Here is a 20552-nt window from a genome sequence, read left to right on the forward strand (position 1 = left end):
AAGCGTCACTCCAACGTATTCTTGTAGATCACCCCGTCTTTCATGATCAGGCGAATAGTCTCGGGGCTTTCGGGGCGTGGATCAGCACCGAACCACTGATCGCCGGTGCCAACCACGGAAAAATCCTCTAGCGGGTTGCCGTCGATCAGCAGGATGTCGGCATAAGCGCCTTCTTCGATCACACCCAATTTGCCCGCAGGATAGGGGTTCATGAAGTCGCCCGACAAGGCAACGATCTCACCACCCGTCGAGGTCAGTGTTGTCATAGACACGAAAGGGCCGAAGAAATCGTTGTTGAGCTTCTTTTCATAGGCGATCTGGATATTGCAGGCGTCGACCGAGCCGACACAGTCGGTTTGAAACCCGCGTTTGACAGGACATTCCTTCATGTTGTCGATATAGCCAGCAAAGGTTTCAGACGCAGACTTGGCCTTGGCAAGACTGGACGGCACGCTGGCGACAGCCGGAATTTCCAACAAGCCGGGGTCGAACGCGGTCAGGTTGGTCGTGATATAAGCGCCTTTCTCGTTCATCAGTGCGGCGATCTCGCAATCGAAGGAAAACCCGTGCTCGATACTTTTGACGCCCGCGTTGAGCGCATTCATGATCGCTTCTTTCCGGTAGGAATGCGCCATGACGTAACTGCCGTATTCACTGGCAACCTGCACGGCGGCCTCAATTTCTTCGGGTGATCCAGCCAGCAGTTGCCACGGATCAAAAGCCGACACCACGCCGCCCGACTGCATGTATTTCAACTGGGTCGCGCCCATCCGAAAGTTGTTGCGGCCAAATTTCTGAACGTCCGCAACGCTGTCAACTTCCTGCGCCATGTTCAGGCGACCAAAATTTGTCGACGCGCCGGGCGGAGAGGTAAAGCTGGCAAAATCCGCATGCCCGCCCCGCGTGCCTAGAAACGCACCCGAGGGATAGTAACGCGGGCCAAGTATCTGCCCAGAGTCGATGGCCCGGCGCAGCCCTCCATTCGCGCCCCCGGCGTCGCGTACAGTTGTGAAGCCCTGCATCAGGTACATCTCGGCCATACGCGTCCCGTGGATGCCGAAATCCTCCCACGTTGCGTTGGCTTCCATCGCGGGAATGCTTGGCCCCATCAGCATCAGATGCGCGTGCGTTTCGATGAATCCCGGCGTCAGGGTGCGGCCCTCACCGTCGATCACGGTCGCATTCGGCGCGTCTATCTGTGAGGTCGAGACAGCTTTGATCAGGTTCCCTTCAACCAGAACGCTCGCGTTTTCAATCCGTTGTTCATTCACGCCATCGAAGACATGCACATTGGTGAAAAGCGTCTGTTCGGGCGCTGCGTCCTGCGCAAGAACAGGGCCAGAAAATACCAGTGACAAGAATAGGCCGAACTTAAGGAACCGCATCCATCCCTCCCGACTACGTGGTTTAGAAAAACTTTTATATTTTTGAATATGATAGAGTGTTTACCGCCAAGTCAACGGTCTAAACCCGGCCTGCTTTGCGCAGTGGTGCTCAATGCCGCTTCACAGGGTGAAGCGTGGCCCAGAGTTTCAGCGCGGGTCTTCTTGGGCGACCGGCAGGCAGTGTTTTTCGGAACGCGCCAATGAGAAGACTGTCGTTCAGAGCCTTGCTTGTTTCTTGAGGGCGAAGTTGCTTTCCGGCCAATGAAACCTGCCGAAAACTCTGTCGGACGACTGCTGCTTATGTGTTTTCGACAAGGTGCGTGAAATTTATTTCGGGCAATGAAGTGATTTATTGTCAATGTGTTGCGGCGAACTTTGTGAGTTATGAGGGCAAAATGAGGTACGAACCTCAAAAAAATCTAGACTTGAGGTACGCACCTCAAATAGCCTTGGAGGTATGCCGCGATTCGCACATCCTCGATTGACGGCGAAAAAAGGGAGGAATGGATGACTTACACAAAACTGGCCTCTGCCAGCGCATTAGTCTTAGCCGCTACTACTCTTTCGACAACGGCAAAGGCCGAAGATCTGACGCTGTGTTGGGCGGCATGGGATCCGGCAAACGCGCTTGTCGAACTGTCCAAGGAATTTGAAGCGGAATCAGGCCACACAATGAACTTCGAGTTTGTGCCGTGGCCGAATTTTGCAGATCGGATGCTGAACGAGCTGAACTCGGGGGGCAAGCTCTGCGACCTGCTGATCGGAGACAGCCAGTGGATCGGCGGTGGTGCTGAAAACGGCCACTACGTGAAGCTGAACGATTTCTTCGATGCGGAAGGCATCAGCATGGACGACTTCGCGCCCGCGACCGTCTATGCGTATTCGACATGGCCGAAGGGTACGCCGAACTATTACGCACTGCCTGCGATGGGCGACGCGAACGGTTGGTTCTATCGCAAGGACTGGTTCGAGAACCCCGAAATTCAGGCAGCCTACAAGGATGCCACCGGGCAAGACCTAAGAGAGCCGCAATCACAGAAAGAGCTGTTGCAGATCGCTCAGTTCTTCCAGGGCCGTGAAATTGACGGAAAGACGGTGTACGGTGCGGCGATCTTTACCGAACGTGGTTCGGAAGGGATCACGATGGGAGTGACCGGTGCGCTGTATCCTTGGGGGTTCAAGTACGAGAACACTCCGGGCTCTTATGACATGGAAGGGGCCGTGAATTCCCCCGAAGCAGTTGAGGCGTTGGAATTCTACAAGGAATTCTACAAGACCGCGACACCTCCGGGCTATACGAACTCGTATATGGGTGAAAGCCTGGATGCCTTCAAATCCGGCCAGGTTGCGATGGCGATGAACTGGTTCGCGTTCTTCCCCGGTCTCTATGCCGATCCGAATACGGGTGGTGACAAGATCGACTTCTTTGTGAACCCGCCGCAAAATCAGGCCGGCTCGACACTGGGCGGTCAGGGGATTTCGGTCGTCAGCTATTCCGATAAGCAGGATGCGGCGCTGGATTACATCAAGTGGTTCTCACAACCCGAGGTACAGGCAAAGTGGTGGGAGCTGGGCGGATATTCCGCGCATAACTCGGTACTGGAAGACCCGGGTTTCGTGGACAGCCAGCCGTTTGCAGGTGATTTTCTGGAAGCGATGGCAGGCGTTCAGGACTTCTGGCAAGAGCCAGCCTACGCCGAACTGCTACTGGCGATGCAAAAGCGCATCCATGACTATGTCGTTGCCGATCAGGGCACCGCGCAAGAAGCGCTGGACCTTCTGATCGAAGACTGGACGGAAGTCTTCGAGGACGAAGGCAAACTGTGATCCGGAACTAGGGCCGGAGCGGGCACGTGCCCGCTCCACCTTCACCCGTGAGCCCGAAACCGACAAGAACTGGCAAAGAAATGTCTGACAGGACCATAGATCGCGTTGCGCAGGCAACGCCCGTGCGAGTTGCGCGAAAAATCCGGGGATTATCCGACCGAGCGATCGCGTGGATATTCATCTCTCCAACGATTTTTCTTCTGCTTGCGATCAACATCTTCCCGCTGATCTGGACCATTCAGCTTAGCTTTACCAACTACAAGGCCAACCGGATCGGGCGTGAAGTCAAAGAGGTCGGGCTGAGGAACTACGAACGTATCCTGACAGATTCCGACACCTGGCTGAACATGCAGGCGACCGCGCATTTTCTGTTCTGGACTATCTTTTTCCAGGTGCTGATCGGGTTCACGCTGGCTTGGTTGATCAACAAGAAATTCAAGGGGAACGATCTGTGGACCACGATCATCGTGCTGCCCATGATGTTGTCACCGGCGGTTGTCGGGAACTTCTGGAAATTCCTCTATCAACCTCAGATCGGCTTGTTCAACTACATCGTTTCCTGGTTCACAGGCAAAGACCCATCGAGCTTTGAGATGCTGGGTTCGGTGCAGTTGGCACCTTGGGCGATCGTGATCGTGGATACGTGGATGTGGACGCCATTCGTGATGCTGATCTGTCTGGCCGGTCTGCGCAGTATCCCAGACTATATCTACGAAGCCGCAGAGATCGACCGGGCTAGCAAGCTACGCCAGTTCTTCACGATAACAATACCGATGGTGCTGCCGTTCCTGATGCTGGCCGTTTTGTTCCGCGGGATCGAAAACTTCAAGATGTTCGACCTTGTGGTTCAGTTGACCGGCGGCGGGCCGGGTTCAACGACCGAGCTGACCTCGATCAATCTGAAACGGGAAGCCTTCGAGAAATGGCGCACGGGCTACGCCTCGGCCTATGCGATCATCCTGTTCGTGACGGTCTTTGGGCTGGCGTCGATCTACGTGAAGGCATTGAACAAGGTGAAACAAAGATGAGCAGTTTCTCGATCACCGAACCCACAAACCGATCCAAGTGGATCGCCGGATTTCTGGTCATCTCTTACGCGCTGATCACCATGATCCCGTTGGTTTGGATCCTTCTGACCGGTTTCAAATCTCCTGCTGACGCGATCAGCTATCCGCCGAAGGTTGTCTTTGACCCGACACTGGAAGGCTACGTGAATCTGTTCACCACCAGAACGCGGCAAACGCAGGAATTTTTGGAGGCGAACCCACCGCAGAACTGGGCCGACGAGATTGTCAGGCAATATGACATGGTGATTGTCGGCCCTTCCAAATTTGGTGAGCGGTTCATGAACTCGGTGATTATCGGGTTTGGATCGACTTTCCTGAGCATTTTTCTGGGCACTTTGGCGGCCTATGCCTTCAGCCGTTTCAAGGTTCCGCTCAAGGATGACCTTCTGTTTTTCATCCTGAGTACGCGGATGATGCCGCCGGTGGCCGTGGCTATCCCGATTTTTCTGATGTTCCGTAATCTTGGGCTAAGCGACACGCATCTTGGGATGATCCTGCTTTACACAGGCGTGAATATTTCGCTGGCGGTGTGGCTGTTGAAGGGGTTCATCGACGAAATCCCGCGTGAATACGAAGAAGCGGCGCTGATCGACGGCTACACTCGGTTTCAGGCTTTTTACAAGGTTGTCCTGCCACAGGCCGCCACGGGCATCGCGTCCACTGCGATATTCTGCCTGATCTTCGCCTGGAACGAATACGCCTTTGCCGTTCTGCTGACGTCGGCGAACGCGCAGACCGCTCCGCCATTTATTCCTACGATCATAGGTATCGGTGGCCTTGACTGGCCTGCGGTTGCCGCCGGCGCGACCCTGTTCCTGATCCCCGTGATGATCTTCACCATCCTGATGCGCAAACACCTGCTGCGCGGGATCACATTCGGAGCTGTGCGCAAATGAGCGATTTTCTGACAGGTCTCATCCGACTTCGCCGCGGCCCTTGGGAAATGGTCGCAACCATCCTGATAGCCTTGGGTGTCTTCATGTTGATGCAGCCCTTTGTTCTGTGGGCGTTCACCTACTCTTTCATCGTCACGCTGATTGGAACGGTCATGTTCATCATCGTCAGCCATTTCCCGGAGTAAAAATGGCCCAGATCGTAGTCAAAAACGTAAAGAAGATGTTCGGCGATTTCACGGCGGTCCGTGAAAGTTCGTTCACGATCGAAGATGGCGAATTCTTCATGCTGCTTGGGCCTTCGGGGTGTGGAAAGACCACGACGTTGCGGATGATCGCAGGGCTTGAGCTTCCGACATCGGGTGAGATTTACTTGGATGGAGAGGAAATTAGCCAAAGACCTCCGTCTGAACGAGACATCGCTTTTGTTTTTCAGATGTTCGCGCTCTACCCGCACATGAACGTCCGCAAAAATATCAGCTATCCTTTGATTTCACAGGGGATGTCCCGTGCAGCGGTAAAGGACAAGGTCGAAGAGGTGGCGGGAATCCTGGGTATCCGGGACATTCTCGATAGCCCTGTAGGTGGTCTTTCCGGTGGGGACAGACAGCGCGTTGCTCTTGGGCGCGCCATCGTGCGTGAACCCAAGGCATTTATGATGGACGAGCCGCTGGGCGCATTGGACGCCGAGTTTCGCGAGCACATGGCAGAGGAGTTGCGGGCGCTGCATGATCGAATGGGGGCAACAACGGTTTACGTCACTCATGACCAGCTTGAAGCCATGCAGATGGGGGACAAGATCGTCGTGATGAACAACGCGGTGATTGAACAATTCGGGACGCCGCAGGAGATCTACGACAAGCCCGCCACGATGTTTGTGGCGAATTTTATCGGATCGCCGTCTATGAACTTCCTGCCGTTTCAGGGGCAGGTCGGACCTGGTTCCGACAAGGTACGTTTGAATGGTCATGATGAGGTCGTTCCAGCGATGCGGGAAGGTGCCCAAGGCGACCTGGTTTTTGGCGTCCGCCCCGAACACGTATTTCTGTCAGACGACAGTGACTATCGCGCCAAGGTGCTGGCGGCGGAATACCTGGGCACGACCCAGATCGTAACCCTGCAGAGCCCGAATGGTGAACTCAAGGCCAGGATCGACGCGCGGGAAACCGTGCGGGCCGGTGAAACCGTGGGGCTGGAGTTTCGATCCTCGACCGTGACTTTGTTTGAACAATCAAGCGGACGCGCCCTGCGTTCGGAGCTTAACGATGAGGTTCTGAAAAATGGCTGAAGTCGTTCTTGAAAACATCTCAAAATCCTTTGGCAACGTGAAGGCGGTGGACGGTATTTCAATGACGATACCGGACGGAGCCTTTGTCGTGCTGTTGGGGCCGACCGGGGCCGGTAAGACCACAACGCTGCGGCTGATCTCGGGTCTGGAAAAGCTGGATTCCGGTTCCGTGCGGATTGCGGGTCGAGATGTCGGCTTTGAAACACCTGCTCAGCGCGACGTGGCGATGGTGTTTCAGCAATACTCGCTCTATCCGCATATGACGGTCAGAGAGAACCTGTCCTTTCCCCTGCGTTCTCCGATCCTGCAGACCCCCGAGGATGAGATCACGCGCAAGGTAAATGAGATCGCCGAGATTCTTCAAATTCCCCATAAGCTGGACAACAAGGCGACAGAGCTTTCAGGAGGAGAGATGCAGCGCGTCTCGATCGGCCGTGCGCTGGTGCGGGATCCTCAGATATTTCTGATGGACGAACCGCTGAGTTCGCTGGACGCCAAGCTCCGGGCGGATCTGCGCGTGGAGCTGAAAAGAATACAAGCCGATCTGGGATCTACGCTGCTGTACGTGACGCACGATCAGGTAGAAGCCATGACAATGGCAACCCATATCGGGGTTCTGGAGGAAGGCAGGCTGGTTCAATACGGAACGCCGCGGGATATCTATGAAAACCCCGGCAGTGTTTACGTCGCCAGCCGACTTGGGTTGCCCCGGATCAATATCCTTCCGTCCGACCTGTTTGGCGGCGACCACAAAGGCCCGCAAATTGGCCTGCGCCCTGAGAATATCGTCGAAGGCGAGGGGACTGATGCCCGTGTCATCCGGGCAGAGCACCTTGGCGACCAGACGCGGCTGCACCTTGATCTAAACGGTCATCCCGTCGTGACCCTGATTGATGTGCATCAGGACTATCCTGCTGGAAAGATTGTTAAAATCAGACCGCAAGACCCGCTTTATTTTGACGCCTCAGGCGCACGAGTAAATTAAGGAGCAAATGCATGGCCCAGTTCCTCAATACCAAAGAAACTCTGGTTACAGATGCCATCGACGGCCTTCTTTCATCCTCCGGGGGCGCGTTGACGCGGCTGGATGGATACCCGCACATCAAGGTCGTTTACCGGTCGGATTGGGACAAGTCCAAAGTCGCGTTGGTCTCGGGCGGGGGGTCGGGGCATGAACCTGCGCATGCCGGTTTCGTCGGGGCGGGAATGCTTACGGCAGCGGTATGTGGTGAAGTGTTCGCCTCGCCATCTGTTGAGGCTGTGCTTGCTGGTATTCTGGCCGTAACGGGCGAGGCTGGCTGCCTGCTGATCGTCAAGAACTACACCGGCGATCGTCTGAATTTCGGTCTTGCAGCAGAGCGTGCGCGCGCCCTTGGGCGCAAGGTTGAAATGGTGGTGGTGGACGATGACATCGCCCTGCCTGATCTGCCGCAGCCTCGTGGGGTGGCGGGGACGTTGTTCGTGCACAAGATTGCAGGCGCTCTGGCAGAGAACGGCGCAGATCTGGACACCGTGACCCGGGCTGCAAAGGACGTGATCGGCAAAGTTGTCAGTATCGGCATGAGCTTGGACACATGCACCGTTCCGGGATCGCCAAAGGAAGAGCGGATCGCACCGGGCAAGGCCGAGCTGGGCCTGGGCATCCACGGCGAGCCGGGGGTTGAACAAGTAGATTTTGCGACGGCTTTGACGGCGATGTCCACCGTCGTCGAAAAGCTTAGGCAACGTGTCGGGTCAGGTGAGTGCGTGGCCTTGGTGAACAACCTTGGATCGACGACTCCGCTGGAGATGGCCGTTTTGACACATGCGCTGGCCGAAACCGGGATTGCGGGTCACATCATTGGGCCTGCGCCAATGATGACATCGCTGGATATGCATGGGTTTTCCGTGTCGGTATTGCCCGTAAATGGCGAGGACCTCGCGGCCCTCGAAGCGCCGGTGGCGCTTGCCGCGTGGCCGGGCGTGAACTCAATCGACCCGGTCAAAGTCGCGCCGTTGCCGGACGGACTGACTCCGATTGACCCCATCCCGTCGAATAACTCCAAGACCAAGGAAACCCTCATCCGGGTGTCCGATCTGCTGATTAACGCAGAAAAAGACCTGAACGAGCTGGACGCCAAGTCGGGTGACGGGGACACGGGCAGTACCTTGGCAACGGCAGCTCGTGCACTGCAGGGCAGTCTTGACCGTATGCCGTTGGCGGACTTGACCCAGTTGTTCCCGGCGCTGGGCAACGAGTTGAGCCAGACCATGGGCGGCTCATCCGGTGTCATTCTGGCGATCTTCTTCAACGCCGCCGGTGACGCCTGTGCCAGCGGGTCTTCCATTCCCAAATCCCTTGTCGAGGGTTTGAACCGGGTTAGCCAGGTGGGTGGCGCAAAGGTCGGAGACCGCACCATGATTGATGCCTTGGCACCGGCGTTGAACGCGCTGCCCTCCGGTCTTTCACAGGCGGCCAAGGCGGCGCGGGAAGGTGCTGACACGACAGCGAAAATTCACCGTGCCAAGGCCGGCCGCGCAGCCTATGTTCCCGAAGAAAACCTGATGGGGCATAACGACCCGGGTGCCGAAGCTGTCGCATTGTTGTTTGAAGGTTTGGCGCAGGAGATTGAGGGCTGAGCAAAACGTGGAAGACCAAAAGCAAAAATTGGAACTGGTGAGAAAGCCAACGGTGAACGACATTGCGCGGGTTGCCGGTGTCAGTTTGGCCACGGTTGACAGGGTGCTGAACAGGCGCCCTGGCGTAAGGGCCGTCACTGTCCAAAAAGTGCACAAGGCAATAGATGAACTGGGCTACGTTCGCGACACTGCTGCGGCAAACCTTGCCCGAAAGCGTGTTTACAACTTCCTCTTTGTTCTGCCCGATACGGACAACGAATTCATAGAAGCGCTGAGTTCCCAGATTGTCGAGCAGTCAAGGGACCAGTTTATCGAAAGAACGCGCCTGTCCATCAGTAAAGTGGCCCCGTTCGAGCCACAGGACATTGTCGAGATTCTGGATTCTGTCGATAGCCGCGAGGTTGATGGATTGGCAGTTTTCGGCCCGGAAACACCTTCGGTCCGCGATGCGGTTAAGAGAATCCGAGACAAGGGCGTGCCGGTCGTCGCCTTGGTGTCAGACCTGCCAAGTTCGGACAGGGATCACTTCGTAGGCATTGATAACGTATCGGCCGGCCGTACTGCTGCGCAGCTCATGGGACGGTTTGTGCACCGAAAAGGGAAAGTTCTGGTCCTGACCGGATCGCGTCTGGCGCGGGACCATCTCGAGCGCCGCCAGGGGTTTGACCTTGTCGTTGCAGACGAGTTTCCACACCTTGAGGTTGTCGCGTCGGTCGAGGGTCGTGACGACCCGACGCTGATTTACAAGATGATGCCAGAGATTTTCGAGACCTACCCGGATTTGGTTGGCATCTATTCCTCTGCGGCGGGCAATGCCGGGCTTATCCAGTTTCTTTCGGAAAGCAAGATCAGCAAGGATCTGGTGATCATCGCGCACGAGCTTACTCCGCTGAGCCGCGAGGCGTTAAAGCGGGGAACTTTCGACGCCTTGATCTCACAGGATTCGGGACACATCGTGCGTTCGGCCGTTCGCCTGCTGCGCGCGACATCGGATAAAGTTCCGTTCAACAAGGCGCAAGAACGTATTCGCATTGACATCTATCTAAAGGAAAATCTGCCGCCGTAAGGGTATGTTTTGGGGAGGAAGAAATATGAAGACCATCAAAGGCCCGGCTTTGTTTCTGGCGCAGTTCGCCGGGGATGAAGCACCTTTCAATTCATGGGATGCAATCACCAAATGGGCTGCGGACTGCGGCTATAAGGGGGTGCAGGTTCCCAGTTGGGATGGTCGTCTGTTCGACCTGGAAACCGCAGCGACCAGTGCCACCTACTGCGATGAATTCAAGGGCAAGGCCAAAGAGAACGGCGTAGAAGTCACTGAGTTATCGACGCACCTTCAGGGTCAGTTGGTGGCGGTGCATCCCGCCTACGATACAGCGTTCGATGGGTTCGCGGCGGAAAGCGTCAGAGGAAATCCCAAAGCACGGCAGGAATGGGCCGTGGATCAGGTAAAAAAGGCGCTTTCAGCCTCTAGGAACCTTGGCATTTCAGCGCATGCAACCTTTTCTGGCGCTTTGGCGTGGCCGTATGTCTATCCGTGGCCGCAGCGCCCGGCAGGTCTTGTCGAAACAGCGTTTGACGAGCTTGCGCGCCGCTGGGTGCCCATCCTTGATCACGCCGATGAGTGCGGAGTGGACGTATGCTATGAGATTCATCCGGGCGAAGACCTGCATGACGGCATAACCTACGAGATGTTCCTTGAACGGACTGGCAACCACGCCAGAGCGTGCATGTTGTACGACCCCTCGCACTATGTGCTGCAATGCCTCGACTATCTGGACAATATCGATATCTACAAAGACCGGATACGCATGTTCCACGTCAAGGACGCAGAGTTCAACCCGACCGGTCGCCAAGGCGTGTATTCAGGGTACCAAAGTTGGGTGGACCGGGCAGGTCGTTTCCGCTCGCTTGGGGACGGTCAGGTGGATTTCGGGGCGGTGTTCTCAAAGATGGCGGCGAACGACTTTGACGGTTGGGCTGTGGTTGAATGGGAATGTTGCCTCAAACACCCTGAGGATGGTGCCCTTGAAGGCGCTCAGTTTGTATCGGACCACATCATACGTGTGACCGAGAAAGCCTTTGACGACTTCGCGGACGGAGGAACCGACGAAGCGGCCAACAGAAAAATGCTGGGGATAGAGTGATGGTGACCGGACGCAACGAAGACACCTCGGGCCGCATTCGTCTTGGCATGGTTGGCGGCGGAAACGATGCTTTCATTGGTGGGGTGCATCGCATCGCCGCGCGGCTTGATGACAAATTTGAACTGGTCGCAGGCGCGTTGTCATCAACGCCTGAAAAATCTCGTGCCAGCGGTGAGGCGCTGGGCCTTGCGCGGGTGTACGAGGATTTCAAGCAGATGGCTATCAGGGAAGCGCGCCTGAAGTCCGGGATCGAAGCCGTGTCGATCGTTACCCCCAATCATGTTCACTATGCCGCCGCGCGGGAATTCCTGAAGCGCGGTATTCACGTGATCTGCGACAAACCCCTGACCTCAACGCTTGGTGACGCGAAAAAGCTGGTAAAAGCGGCAGAAAATGCCGATGCCCTGTTCATCCTGACCCATAACTACACCGGTTATCCAATGGTTCGACAGGCTCGGGATATGATCTCTGCTGGTGATATCGGCAAGATCCGCGTTGTACAGGTCGAGTACCCGCAAGACTGGCTGACCGAACAGCAGGACTTTAAGCAGGCCGAGTGGAGGACCGACCCGGAACGCTCGGGCGCGGGTGGCTCGACCGGCGATATCGGGACGCATGCATACAACCTTGCCTGCTTTGTCACCGGTTTGGAGGCTGAAAGCCTTGCCGCAGACCTGCAAGCCTTTGTGCCGGGACGTCAGGTCGATGACAACGCGCATGTGTTGCTGCGTTTTCGGGGTGGCGCGCGGGGGATGCTCTGGTCATCGCAGGTCGCGCCAGGCAACGAGAACGCCTTGCGATTGCGGGTCTACGGTGAAAAAGGCGGGTTGGAGTGGTCGCAAGAGGATCCGAACTACCTGTGGTTTACGCCCTATGGCGATTCCAAGCGTCTGATTACCCGAAATGGTGCCGGGGCCGGTGACGGTGCAAATCGCCTCAGCAGAATACCTCCGGGGCATCCTGAAGGGTATTTGGAAGGGTTCGCCAACATATATAGCGAGGCCGCCGAAGCGATCCTTGCCTTCCGCAACGGGCAAACGCCAGACGCGTCGGTGACTTGTCCAACAGTTCAGGATGGGTTGAAGGGCGTCAAATTTGTTGCTGCATGCGTCAATAGTTCCGCGCGAAACGCGGCTTGGGTGAGCCTTGAGTAAGCCAAGGCTTGCACGTCTGGGGGCGTTGCTGAAACCGTTCAGCTTGGCAGGATGTTGTGATTGACCCTAAACAGGTTGTCGGGGTCATACCTACCTTTGATCTTTGACAGCTTGTCGCCATTCGCACCGTATGCACCGGCCATGTGATCCGCTTCGTCCTCGGGCATGAAATTCACATAGGCGCTGCCGGTCGAGTGTGGTTTCATTTTATCATATAGGTCGCGGGCCCAGTCGACACATGCGCTGTCTTTCGCGGGGTCCTCCCACCGGGTATGCACATTCATGATGAAATGCGCCGACCTTTGCGGATAGGCCGTTGCATCCGCATCGACTCTGGCCATTGCGCCTCCGACATGGGCGATGAAAACCTCGCAGGCCGGATCAGGAAGTGTGGCTATTGCGTCAAGTACCCCCTTGATCCCTTCTGACGACAACGTCTCAAAATCGTGGCTTTTCCAGTAGTTCCGCGCTCCGGGTGTCAGGAGCGGATCAAAAGCCGCCTGCCAGTCCACGAATTTGTGCGGCGAGATGACATCTACAATCGGCTCGCCCAGGGCGCGCAATCCAGCCATCGCCTTTTCGCCATCCGCCATCGGACCGGCGTAGCAGGCCGCAAAGATCAGAACCTCGCGCCCGTGCCATTCTTCTGGCAGGAAGGGTAGAGGCGGAGCTTTTCGCATAACGCTCCAAACTGTAAGCTCGTCCGGCGATCCGTCGGCGATCTTTGCGTATTCGGCCAGCAGATCAGGAGCCTTTTCGAAGGGATGTACAACCAAGCCAGACAGGACATCCGGCCCCAGTTCGTGAAGTTGGAACTCGAAAGATGTCACAACACCAAAATTGCCGCCGCCACCTCGGATTGCCCAGAACAACTCGGGGTGATTGCTTGCGGATGCAGTGACTATCTCGCCTTCTGCCGTGACCACTTCTGCAGAAATCAAGTTGTCGATCGTCATGCCGAACTTGCGCGTGGTCCAGCCGAAGCCGCCTCCCAGAGTAAGCCCTGCTATGCCGGTGGTCGAATTGATGCCGGTCGGAACAACAAGACCATGGGCTTGCGTTTCCCGGTCCACGTCGCCAAGCATTGACCCTGGCGCGACCCGGGCTGTTTTGGCAATCGGGTCAACGTGAACAGACCGCATATGGGAAAGGTCCAGCATGACCGTTTCGTCGGCAACCGCATGACCGGCAATCTGGTGGCCGCCGGATCTGACCGACATCACCAGCCCGGCGTTGCGAACAAAGTTTACCGCCTTTTGAACGTCGCTGGCCCCCAGGGCGCGGATGACGAAACCGGGGAAACGCTCGACCATGCTATTCCAGGTTGTTCTGGCCTCGTCGTATTCGCGATCGCCGCGATGATATACCGCCCCCCTGAGTGACGCGCTGAGGGCATCAAGTGCGTCCCGATCAACATTAACCGTTTCGCCGTCCAGAGATTTCAAATCAAACATTGGGCAAGCCTTTCTTGGTCAGAAAAGGCTTCTTGCGTCGCTGCCTCGGCAATCGTGGTATCACCCAAACCCACCTGTTCCCGGTGATGAGGTGACTGCGTATCCTGAATGGTGTCAGCTTGATCCTCAGGCAAAAATGCCGGGGTCTATCCGATCAACCGGCGTAATAACGTCTGCCGGAATGTTCAGCCGTTCAGCCGCTTTCCGCAAACTTTCTTCATCCGGTGCTTCGTAAAGGCAGTACGTCTTGCGCTTGTCTGCGCTGAGGAACGAGAAAATCCACTCAATACCTTCTTCGTCATTGATATCCTTGATCTTGATCCTGTCGTCGTCGGTAATATCAAGCTGTTCAGCGAAATTTCTTTCGATAATGTATCTTGGCATCATGTTCCCCCGGTCATTCTTCAATCGATTAGATGGCAGTTCCTTCAAGTTTTGACCTAAGGGAAACCATACTTAAATTCTGGGCCGTTGCCAACGCTTCCGCTTCCAGTTGAAAAGCCTGTTTCATGTCACAGGCACGTCCACGCCGCCGTAACGCGGCCGCAAACGCTGCTTTGCTGTGTGCAATCCAGGGGGGCGATGCCATGCGCGTGTCGATCTCGATGGCTTTTTCAAACATGCTTTCGGCGGTATCCCAGTCCGAAAGAAGTGCTGCGAGGTTCCCCAAGCGGCGCGCGGCGGCCCCGGTGCATACCGTGGTCGCGCCAGCCGTTATCGTCAGGTCTTCGTAGGGCTTGAGAATTTCAAACAGCGACTCGGCATGTTTCTGGTTGCCAACCGCGACGCTGATATCCGCAAGGTACGACAACGTTGTCGAATACATTGCGTCCGGTTGCAGAGAAAATCCATTTTCCGCCATTTCATCAAGAATTCGCTCGGCCGGTTCCTTGTAGCCTAGTTCGGCAGCGATCAGTCCGAACCCTGGCCGCCACGCGACATCGCCGGGACTTTCCGACATAAGGTTTTTGATAACAGGCGCGACTTCGTGCAAGCGACTTTGTTCACGGCGGATTGTGAACATCTGGACCCCAAAGACACCTTCGACGTGTTCGCCATGGGTCTTGCGACCAATTTTGACCGCTTCGGTCGCGTGTTTCTCTGCGGCTTCAAAATCTCCATCCATGATGGCGATCATGGCGCGGGCGTGCTTTTGCACCCAGTAAAGCTGTAGGTGGGTGTCCTTCTCGGAAATCTCGGTCAACAACTCAAGCGAGCGGTCCATCAGTTGGCGGTCGGCCATTTCTGCGCCCACAAACAGGCTCAGAGTCCTGTTTCGGCCCTGATCAATGCTGCCCAGCTTTTCAGCAACCTTGTGCATGGCTTCCAGGTTTTCGCGCCAGTTTCGGGCCTCGCTTTCTTTTCTGGCCGCAAAAGGTGCGCCAAAGTGCATCATCATGACTGAGAACTGGGATTTGTAGTCACCCAGCTTTGCCGCCAGTTCCATCGCAAGCCGACCGAACTGTGCGCCTTCTTCCAATTGGCCGACAAAAATATAGGCCCGAGCAAGCTGGCTCATCAGACGGCAGCGGCGTGTTTCATCTTCGTCCGAAAGAGTTTGCAGCGTTTCCCTACACAGCCTAATGGCCTCGCTGTGGCGCTCGCTCGACATCATGCATGAGTCTGCAAAATGGTTGGCGGCGTCGGCGGCGAGTTCGTTGTCGCCAATCGCACGCGCAGCGTCCAACGCATTCTTGAGCGTGGCAATGCCTTCGGGCAATTCACCCAGACTGTCGTAGCTTCTGCCGACAAGGATTTGCCCGATAACCGTTTCACGGCTTTCGTCAGACCCAATTTCCTTTGCTGCTTTCAGGGCTTCCTGAGCGTTGACCATAGCCTCTTGGCTGGCGGACCGTGCAAGCGCCATTTCGGTCGCAGTGCGCCATTTGTCGAACGCCGCCGACCAGTCTTCGGCTTCGGACAAATGGCGGGCCACCAATTCCGGCCGGCGCTCAACCTCGGCGGCGCGAAGCTGGTTCAAAGCGCGCGCGACATCCGCGTGTTGCTGTCGCCGCGTTGAGCCAAGCATGGATTGATAGGCCGTGTCGCGGATCAGCGCGTGGCGAAAAACAAAATGCCCCCGATTGTGCCCGCTCTCAAAGATCAGGCCGGTGCGGGACAATTCCTCAAGGCTGGTTTGCACGTTCTGCTTGTCGATGCCCATAGCGGCACCCAGCAATCCCGGCTCGAACTCGCGGCCGATGACCGAGCCTGTCAGGGCGACCCGCTTGGCCTCGAGGGAAACCGCGTCCAGCCGCGCCATCAAAGCACCTTTCAAGGATGACGGTATTGCAACTTGGCCTTGCTCTCCGGCCTCAAGGATCGTGCGCGTTAGTTCCTCGACGAACAGCGGCACTCCGTCCGTTTTTTCGATGATCAGCGAAATCATGTCTTCGTCGGGTTCTGTCCCGGAAATGTTCCGGATCAGATTTGCGACGTGGGCAGAGTCAAAACGGCGCAGTTGCAGGGTCTGGACATGTGCTTCTGCTTCGCTTTTGCCAAGTTCCCATTCCGGCCGGTGCGTGATCAGGATCATCAAAGGCAGGTCCGCGCAGATCGCTTTGAACCTTTCCAGCAGGGCTTGTGTCGAGGGATCAATCCAATGGGCATCCTCGACACACAGGATTACACGCCGCACGTTTGACCGTATCTTGACAGTGTTGATCAGGGTTTGGATCGTTAGGTCTCGTTGTTCTTGCGGAGACATTTCAAGCACTTTTCGCGCCAGCGTACTGCGCGGGGCGACCAGCGCTGCGAAGACCGGCAGAACCTCGTCCAAGTCCAGCCCGGGGCGCGTTTCCAGTAATTCACGCACATGTTCCAATATCTGATTGTCGTCAAAGCCGGGTTCGACATGTGCGTCCTGCGAGATGCGTTCCGTCACTGGATGAAACGGGCTGCTGGTCAGGTAGGGAGAGCAGTTCAACCGGATGACATCCGCCTGGTCGTCCGCCGCGGTTTCAGCAAGAAACTCTTCTGTCAGTCGGGATTTGCCGATGCCAGCCTCACCCGACAGCAAGACGACCTCTCCTTGTCCGTCCCTGGCCCTTTGCCAGGATTGCAGAAGAATACCCTTCTCATAGTCCCGTCCTATCAGGGCGCCGCCGCTTTCGTCCCCGTGGGATGCCCTAAATCGGCTTTCAGCGCTGCGTTCTGCCACGACTTCCAATAGTGTGCGCGGTTGTTCAAAACCCTTGAGAGCAACTTCGCCAAGGGACTTGAACTTGAAAATACGATGTAGGGCGGCTTCGGTTTCCTCTTGGGGGACAACAACCGTGTTGGGTCTTGCGTGTTCCTGAATCCGCGCTGCAAGGTTCAGGATCGGCCCAGTCATGGCACCTTCTTCATATGTATTTTCGGTGATCGTGTCGCCCACAACGACGTCACCGCTTGCGATGCCAAGCCGGGCAGAAATATGCTCGCCATCTGGCGTCCGGAGGTCCTGCACGCGCTTGATAGCATCCAGCCCGGCCTTCACTGCGCGAATGGCATGGTCTTCGTAGGCGCGCGGCCAGCCGAAGAACACAAGAAGGCCGTCGCCCAGATATTTTGCTATATACCCACCGTACCGACTGACAGCTCCTGCGACTGCGTCCTGGTAGTTGAGCAACAAAATCCGCATGTCCTCGGGATCCAGCCGGTTCGTCAATTCGGTCGAGCCGACAAGGTCGGCGAACATCACTGTCAGGTGGCGTCGCTCGGCGACTGGGCTTGCGGTGTCTGACGCCTCTGGCGCAGCCGAGGATCGTTCGGACGGATCGATAGAGGGGGTATCCAGCGCCTCGGACACAGCAGAGTCAGCGTCAGTCAACTCAGATATCGCGGCCAGCAGAATCTTGCGATGCCCCAGGCTAACGCCAAGTTCCTTCAGGTCTTCCCCGGTCAAAAGCGGCAGGACACGCGCATCCACGTCATTCTGAACGAATGCGTCAACATATTGGTCCAGACCAAGACTATTCAGCCAGTTTTCGATCTCAACTCCCATCATCGGATCATGCTGAGTTGTCGAATACTAATCAAGAAGGTCGAATCTGATTGCCGGTTGGCAGAGCCAACTGCTGCTTTTTGAAGGCCAAAGGTCTACTTCAGTCCAAGCGCAATCATTCATAAGGGGATTATGGTAGCGGAGGAGGGACTTGAACCCCCGACACGCGGATTATGATTCCGCTGCTCTAACCAACTGAGCTACTCCGCCACGAGTGAGAGGCGATTTAAGGGAGGGGCCCGAGAGGGTCAAGAGGGAAATGACCCCCAAACCGGGATTCTTTTTGGCGCTGCTTCAGCCCGCCTTATCTGTGGTGCCCGCTGCCTCTGCGATGCGGCGGATAAAAGCGACACAGGTGTCAGGGGCGGTGATGGGTATCATATGTCCCAGCCCCTCAAGCCGTTCATCGGTCAGGCCGAACTGCGTCATGGGTGCGGCATGTGCTTCGGGGGACAAGATGGCGTCTTCTTGGCCGTACAGGATGCCGCCGGGGACTTTCAGGTCTGAGTAACGCGCGACCTGCGCGTCCATGCTGTCTTCAATGCCCGCAACATCCTGCGAGGCTGTGACAAAAGCCGTTGGGCGCAGACCCAAGGCACCCCCTGCACGATCGAGGAAATCTTCGGGCGCGGGTTCAGGGCCGAACACGATGCCCAGAGTATGAGGCGCGGTCTTGGCGGCCATCGGCACTGCAATCGTGTTTCCGATAAAGCTGCGCAGCCATTCCGTTCGGATCGCCAGTGGTTTGAAAACATCCGGCGGACCCTGCATGACCTGAGTCAACGGGGCCAGTAACGCCAGCGCCTTTACTTTGTCCGGATTGTCCAGCGCCATCGCCAGTGAGACAGCTCCGCCCAGCGAATGCCCAGCCAACACGGCATTTTCCACGCCCTTGGCATCCAGCAGCTCTTGTATCATCCGGCCCTGTTCGTGCAGTTGACCCAGATCACCAGTATCGCGCGTCGAATACCCACAGCCGGGGCGGTCGACCGCAATGACGTGGTAGTCATCCGCCATCATATCGACCATTGCATAGGTGAAATGCTGCAACTGCCCGGCCAGACCGTGGATCATCACGATGGTCTGTTTCGCTGGGTCGCCTGCCTCGACATAGTGAACACTGCCGCCGCGTACCGGAGCGATCTGACCCAGTTGCGGAACCTGCTTTAAGCCGTCCTGAGTCAGCTTTCGGGTCCAGAGGTTCATGGCTCCGAAAAATACGGCGATCAAAAGAACGATAATCAATAAGGTGGTCATCTCAATGCTCTCCACTTTGGGTCGGGACGACCGAGTATTGCTCGATCCCGGACTGCGCCATGCGCTTTTCATATTCTGAAACGGTGCCGGGCCAAAGGGTGGTGTTGCGGCCCTCGGCATCCTGATACCACGAGGTACACCCTCCGGCCTGCCAGACACTGTCCACGTGCCGGTCCTGCATTTCCTGCAAGAAGGCCGCCTGTTTTGCAGCATCCGGCGTGATGGTCTGGGTGCCATTTCGGTTCATTTCGTCCAAAACGCGCCCGATATGACGCACCTGCGCCTCAATCATCAGAACGACCGAGTTATGGCCCAGCCCCGTGTGCGGTCCCAGCAGGATGAAGAAGTTCGGAAAACCTGCGATGGCCGTGCCCAGATTGGCTTTCATTCCGTCAGACCACGCATCCCGCAAACTCAAACCATTTGTTCCGGCGATATCCAGAAACTCGACCGTTTCCGTGACGTTGAACCCGGTGCCCCAGATCAGGATATCGGCCTGAATTCGTTTGCCGTCAGCGGCGATGATCTGATCCCCCTCGATTGCGGCCACACCTTGCGGCACGACCGTTACATTGTCGCGCGCAAGGGCAGGGTACCAATAATTGGAGCTGAGGATACGTTTGCAGCCGATCTGATAGTCGGGCGTCAGCATGTCGCGCTGGGCCGGGTCAGAGATCGCTTTTTCCAGCGAAGTGCGCCACATCTTCATGGCAAAGTTGACGGCCCCCTTATCGCCGCGAAAGACCCGGTGGCGATACTCGAAAACCAGATAGATCAGTTTGCGGCGAAGCCGGGGCAATACGGGCAGACGTTGATACAGTCGGCGCACCCAAGGCGCGATGGGTCCATCGGGGCGGGGCAGCACATAAGGCGCGCTGCGTTGAAAGATCGTGACATCGCCCGCCATCTTTGCGATTTCGGGGAGGAACTGGACAGCCGAAGCGCCTGTTCCCACGACTGCGATACGTTTGCCTGCAAGGGGAACATCGTGGTTCCAAGTGGCAGAGTGAAAGCTGGGGCCGGGAAAGCTGTCAGCGCCGGGAATATCTGGAATACTGGGGATATGCAGGGCGCCAATCGCTGACACAAGAAACCGAGCCGACCAGCGCTGCCCCTCGTGGGTTTCGACCTGCCAACGCGCCCCGTCCCACCGCGCCGCTTTCAGGCGCTGGTGGAAATGGCACAGGTCGTAAAGCCCTTCGTCCTGTGCGACTTTTTGCAGATAAGCCTGTATCTCGGCCCCGCCCGCGTAGGCGCGGCTCCAATCAGGGTTCAGATGCGTGGCCATGGAATAGAGGTGCGAAGGCACATCACAGGCCACGCCGGGATAGGTGTTCTCGCGCCATGTTCCGCCGATATCGCTTGCCTTTTCAAGGATCGCGATATCGGTGATCCCACGTTTTCGCGCCTCGATCGCCATGATCAGCCCCGAGAACCCGGCACCAACGATCAGCATGTCCGTTTCATGTTCCATGC

At 56.7% G+C, this 20552-nt stretch carries 16 protein-coding genes and 1 tRNA gene; 10 read left to right on the top strand and 7 right to left on the bottom strand.

What is annotated here, in order from left to right; all coding sequences use genetic code 11:
- Positions 1–5: 5 nt before the first annotated feature.
- Positions 6–1385, bottom strand: a complete 1380-nt coding sequence (locus ACR0B7_RS18625) for an amidohydrolase family protein (RefSeq protein WP_170485651.1) — start codon at positions 1383–1385, stop codon at positions 6–8.
- Between the two features lie 507 nt (positions 1386–1892).
- Between ACR0B7_RS18625 and ACR0B7_RS18630 the strand changes: the two genes are divergently transcribed.
- From ACR0B7_RS18630 to ACR0B7_RS18675, 10 genes are all read left to right on the top strand, one after another.
- Complete coding sequence (locus ACR0B7_RS18630) at positions 1893–3212, top strand: extracellular solute-binding protein (RefSeq protein ID WP_170416819.1); 1320 nt, start codon at positions 1893–1895, stop codon at positions 3210–3212.
- A gap of 80 nt (positions 3213–3292) precedes the next feature.
- Positions 3293–4240: a carbohydrate ABC transporter permease gene (locus tag ACR0B7_RS18635; protein ID WP_170570342.1), complete on the top strand. Its 948-nt coding sequence runs from the start codon at positions 3293–3295 to the stop codon at positions 4238–4240.
- The gene (locus ACR0B7_RS18640) at positions 4237–5175 is read left to right on the top strand and encodes a carbohydrate ABC transporter permease (RefSeq protein ID WP_170485653.1); all 939 of its coding nucleotides are present in this window, start codon (positions 4237–4239) and stop codon (positions 5173–5175) included. The genes ACR0B7_RS18635 and ACR0B7_RS18640 overlap by 4 nt, the downstream gene beginning before the upstream one ends.
- Positions 5172–5360: a hypothetical protein gene (locus ACR0B7_RS18645; RefSeq protein ID WP_170385403.1), complete on the top strand. Its 189-nt coding sequence runs from the start codon at positions 5172–5174 to the stop codon at positions 5358–5360. The genes ACR0B7_RS18640 and ACR0B7_RS18645 overlap by 4 nt, the downstream gene beginning before the upstream one ends.
- Positions 5361–5362: 2 nt before the next feature.
- The gene (locus ACR0B7_RS18650) at positions 5363–6460 is read left to right on the top strand and encodes an ABC transporter ATP-binding protein (protein WP_170416825.1); all 1098 of its coding nucleotides are present in this window, start codon (positions 5363–5365) and stop codon (positions 6458–6460) included.
- A complete protein-coding gene (locus tag ACR0B7_RS18655) occupies positions 6453–7445 on the top strand; it encodes an ABC transporter ATP-binding protein (protein WP_170485654.1) in 993 nt (330 codons plus the stop codon). Before ACR0B7_RS18650 ends, ACR0B7_RS18655 begins: the two co-directional genes overlap by 8 nt.
- A gap of 11 nt (positions 7446–7456) precedes the next feature.
- Positions 7457–9079 carry a dihydroxyacetone kinase subunit DhaK gene (locus ACR0B7_RS18660; RefSeq protein ID WP_170485655.1) on the top strand — a complete coding sequence of 541 codons (1623 nt, stop codon included), beginning with the start codon at positions 7457–7459 and terminating at the stop codon, positions 9077–9079.
- 52 nt (positions 9080–9131) lie between these two features.
- Positions 9132–10145 (top strand): LacI family DNA-binding transcriptional regulator, encoded by a 1014-nt coding sequence (locus ACR0B7_RS18665; protein ID WP_480682183.1) that lies wholly within the window; start codon positions 9132–9134, stop codon positions 10143–10145.
- Between the two features lie 25 nt (positions 10146–10170).
- On the top strand, positions 10171–11226 hold the full coding sequence (locus ACR0B7_RS18670) for a sugar phosphate isomerase/epimerase family protein (RefSeq protein WP_170576946.1): 1056 nt from the start codon (positions 10171–10173) through the stop codon (positions 11224–11226).
- Positions 11226–12380 carry a Gfo/Idh/MocA family protein gene (locus ACR0B7_RS18675; protein ID WP_170485658.1) on the top strand — a complete coding sequence of 385 codons (1155 nt, stop codon included), beginning with the start codon at positions 11226–11228 and terminating at the stop codon, positions 12378–12380. The genes ACR0B7_RS18670 and ACR0B7_RS18675 overlap by 1 nt, the downstream gene beginning before the upstream one ends.
- Before the next feature lie 38 nt (positions 12381–12418).
- Here ACR0B7_RS18675 and ACR0B7_RS18680 read toward each other — a convergent pair whose 3' ends face one another.
- The 6 genes from ACR0B7_RS18680 to ACR0B7_RS18705 all read right to left on the bottom strand — a co-directional run bounded on the left by ACR0B7_RS18680 (position 12419) and on the right by ACR0B7_RS18705 (position 20550).
- Positions 12419–13834, bottom strand: a complete 1416-nt coding sequence (locus tag ACR0B7_RS18680) for an FAD-binding oxidoreductase (RefSeq protein ID WP_170485659.1) — start codon at positions 13832–13834, stop codon at positions 12419–12421.
- A gap of 126 nt (positions 13835–13960) precedes the next feature.
- On the bottom strand, positions 13961–14218 hold the full coding sequence (locus ACR0B7_RS18685) for a DUF4242 domain-containing protein (protein ID WP_170485660.1): 258 nt from the start codon (positions 14216–14218) through the stop codon (positions 13961–13963).
- A 28-nt stretch (positions 14219–14246) separates the two neighbouring features.
- Positions 14247–17822: an AAA family ATPase gene (locus tag ACR0B7_RS18690; RefSeq protein ID WP_170576947.1), complete on the bottom strand. Its 3576-nt coding sequence runs from the start codon at positions 17820–17822 to the stop codon at positions 14247–14249.
- A 130-nt stretch (positions 17823–17952) separates the two neighbouring features.
- Positions 17953–18029, bottom strand: a tRNA-Met gene (locus ACR0B7_RS18695).
- A gap of 84 nt (positions 18030–18113) precedes the next feature.
- Positions 18114–19076 (bottom strand): alpha/beta fold hydrolase, encoded by a 963-nt coding sequence (locus ACR0B7_RS18700; protein ID WP_170485662.1) that lies wholly within the window; start codon positions 19074–19076, stop codon positions 18114–18116.
- A gap of 1 nt (position 19077) precedes the next feature.
- Positions 19078–20550 carry a flavin-containing monooxygenase gene (locus tag ACR0B7_RS18705; RefSeq protein WP_170485663.1) on the bottom strand — a complete coding sequence of 491 codons (1473 nt, stop codon included), beginning with the start codon at positions 20548–20550 and terminating at the stop codon, positions 19078–19080.
- Between the last annotated feature and the right edge of the window lie 2 nt (positions 20551–20552).

Source organism: Ruegeria sp. BB6, from assembly GCF_056539385.1.

Coding starts and splice junctions, on each gene's coding strand:
- ACR0B7_RS18625 (WP_170485651.1), bottom strand. CDS start 1,385: ATGCGGTTCCTTAAGTTCGGCCTATTCTTGTCACTGGTATTTTCTGGC.
- ACR0B7_RS18630 (WP_170416819.1), top strand. CDS start 1,893: ATGACTTACACAAAACTGGCCTCTGCCAGCGCATTAGTCTTAGCCGCT.
- ACR0B7_RS18635 (WP_170570342.1), top strand. CDS start 3,293: ATGTCTGACAGGACCATAGATCGCGTTGCGCAGGCAACGCCCGTGCGA.
- ACR0B7_RS18640 (WP_170485653.1), top strand. CDS start 4,237: ATGAGCAGTTTCTCGATCACCGAACCCACAAACCGATCCAAGTGGATC.
- ACR0B7_RS18645 (WP_170385403.1), top strand. CDS start 5,172: ATGAGCGATTTTCTGACAGGTCTCATCCGACTTCGCCGCGGCCCTTGG.
- ACR0B7_RS18650 (WP_170416825.1), top strand. CDS start 5,363: ATGGCCCAGATCGTAGTCAAAAACGTAAAGAAGATGTTCGGCGATTTC.
- ACR0B7_RS18655 (WP_170485654.1), top strand. CDS start 6,453: ATGGCTGAAGTCGTTCTTGAAAACATCTCAAAATCCTTTGGCAACGTG.
- ACR0B7_RS18660 (WP_170485655.1), top strand. CDS start 7,457: ATGGCCCAGTTCCTCAATACCAAAGAAACTCTGGTTACAGATGCCATC.
- ACR0B7_RS18670 (WP_170576946.1), top strand. CDS start 10,171: ATGAAGACCATCAAAGGCCCGGCTTTGTTTCTGGCGCAGTTCGCCGGG.
- ACR0B7_RS18675 (WP_170485658.1), top strand. CDS start 11,226: ATGGTGACCGGACGCAACGAAGACACCTCGGGCCGCATTCGTCTTGGC.
- ACR0B7_RS18680 (WP_170485659.1), bottom strand. CDS start 13,834: ATGTTTGATTTGAAATCTCTGGACGGCGAAACGGTTAATGTTGATCGG.
- ACR0B7_RS18685 (WP_170485660.1), bottom strand. CDS start 14,218: ATGCCAAGATACATTATCGAAAGAAATTTCGCTGAACAGCTTGATATT.
- ACR0B7_RS18690 (WP_170576947.1), bottom strand. CDS start 17,822: ATGATGGGAGTTGAGATCGAAAACTGGCTGAATAGTCTTGGTCTGGAC.
- ACR0B7_RS18700 (WP_170485662.1), bottom strand. CDS start 19,076: ATGACCACCTTATTGATTATCGTTCTTTTGATCGCCGTATTTTTCGGA.
- ACR0B7_RS18705 (WP_170485663.1), bottom strand. CDS start 20,550: ATGGAACATGAAACGGACATGCTGATCGTTGGTGCCGGGTTCTCGGGG.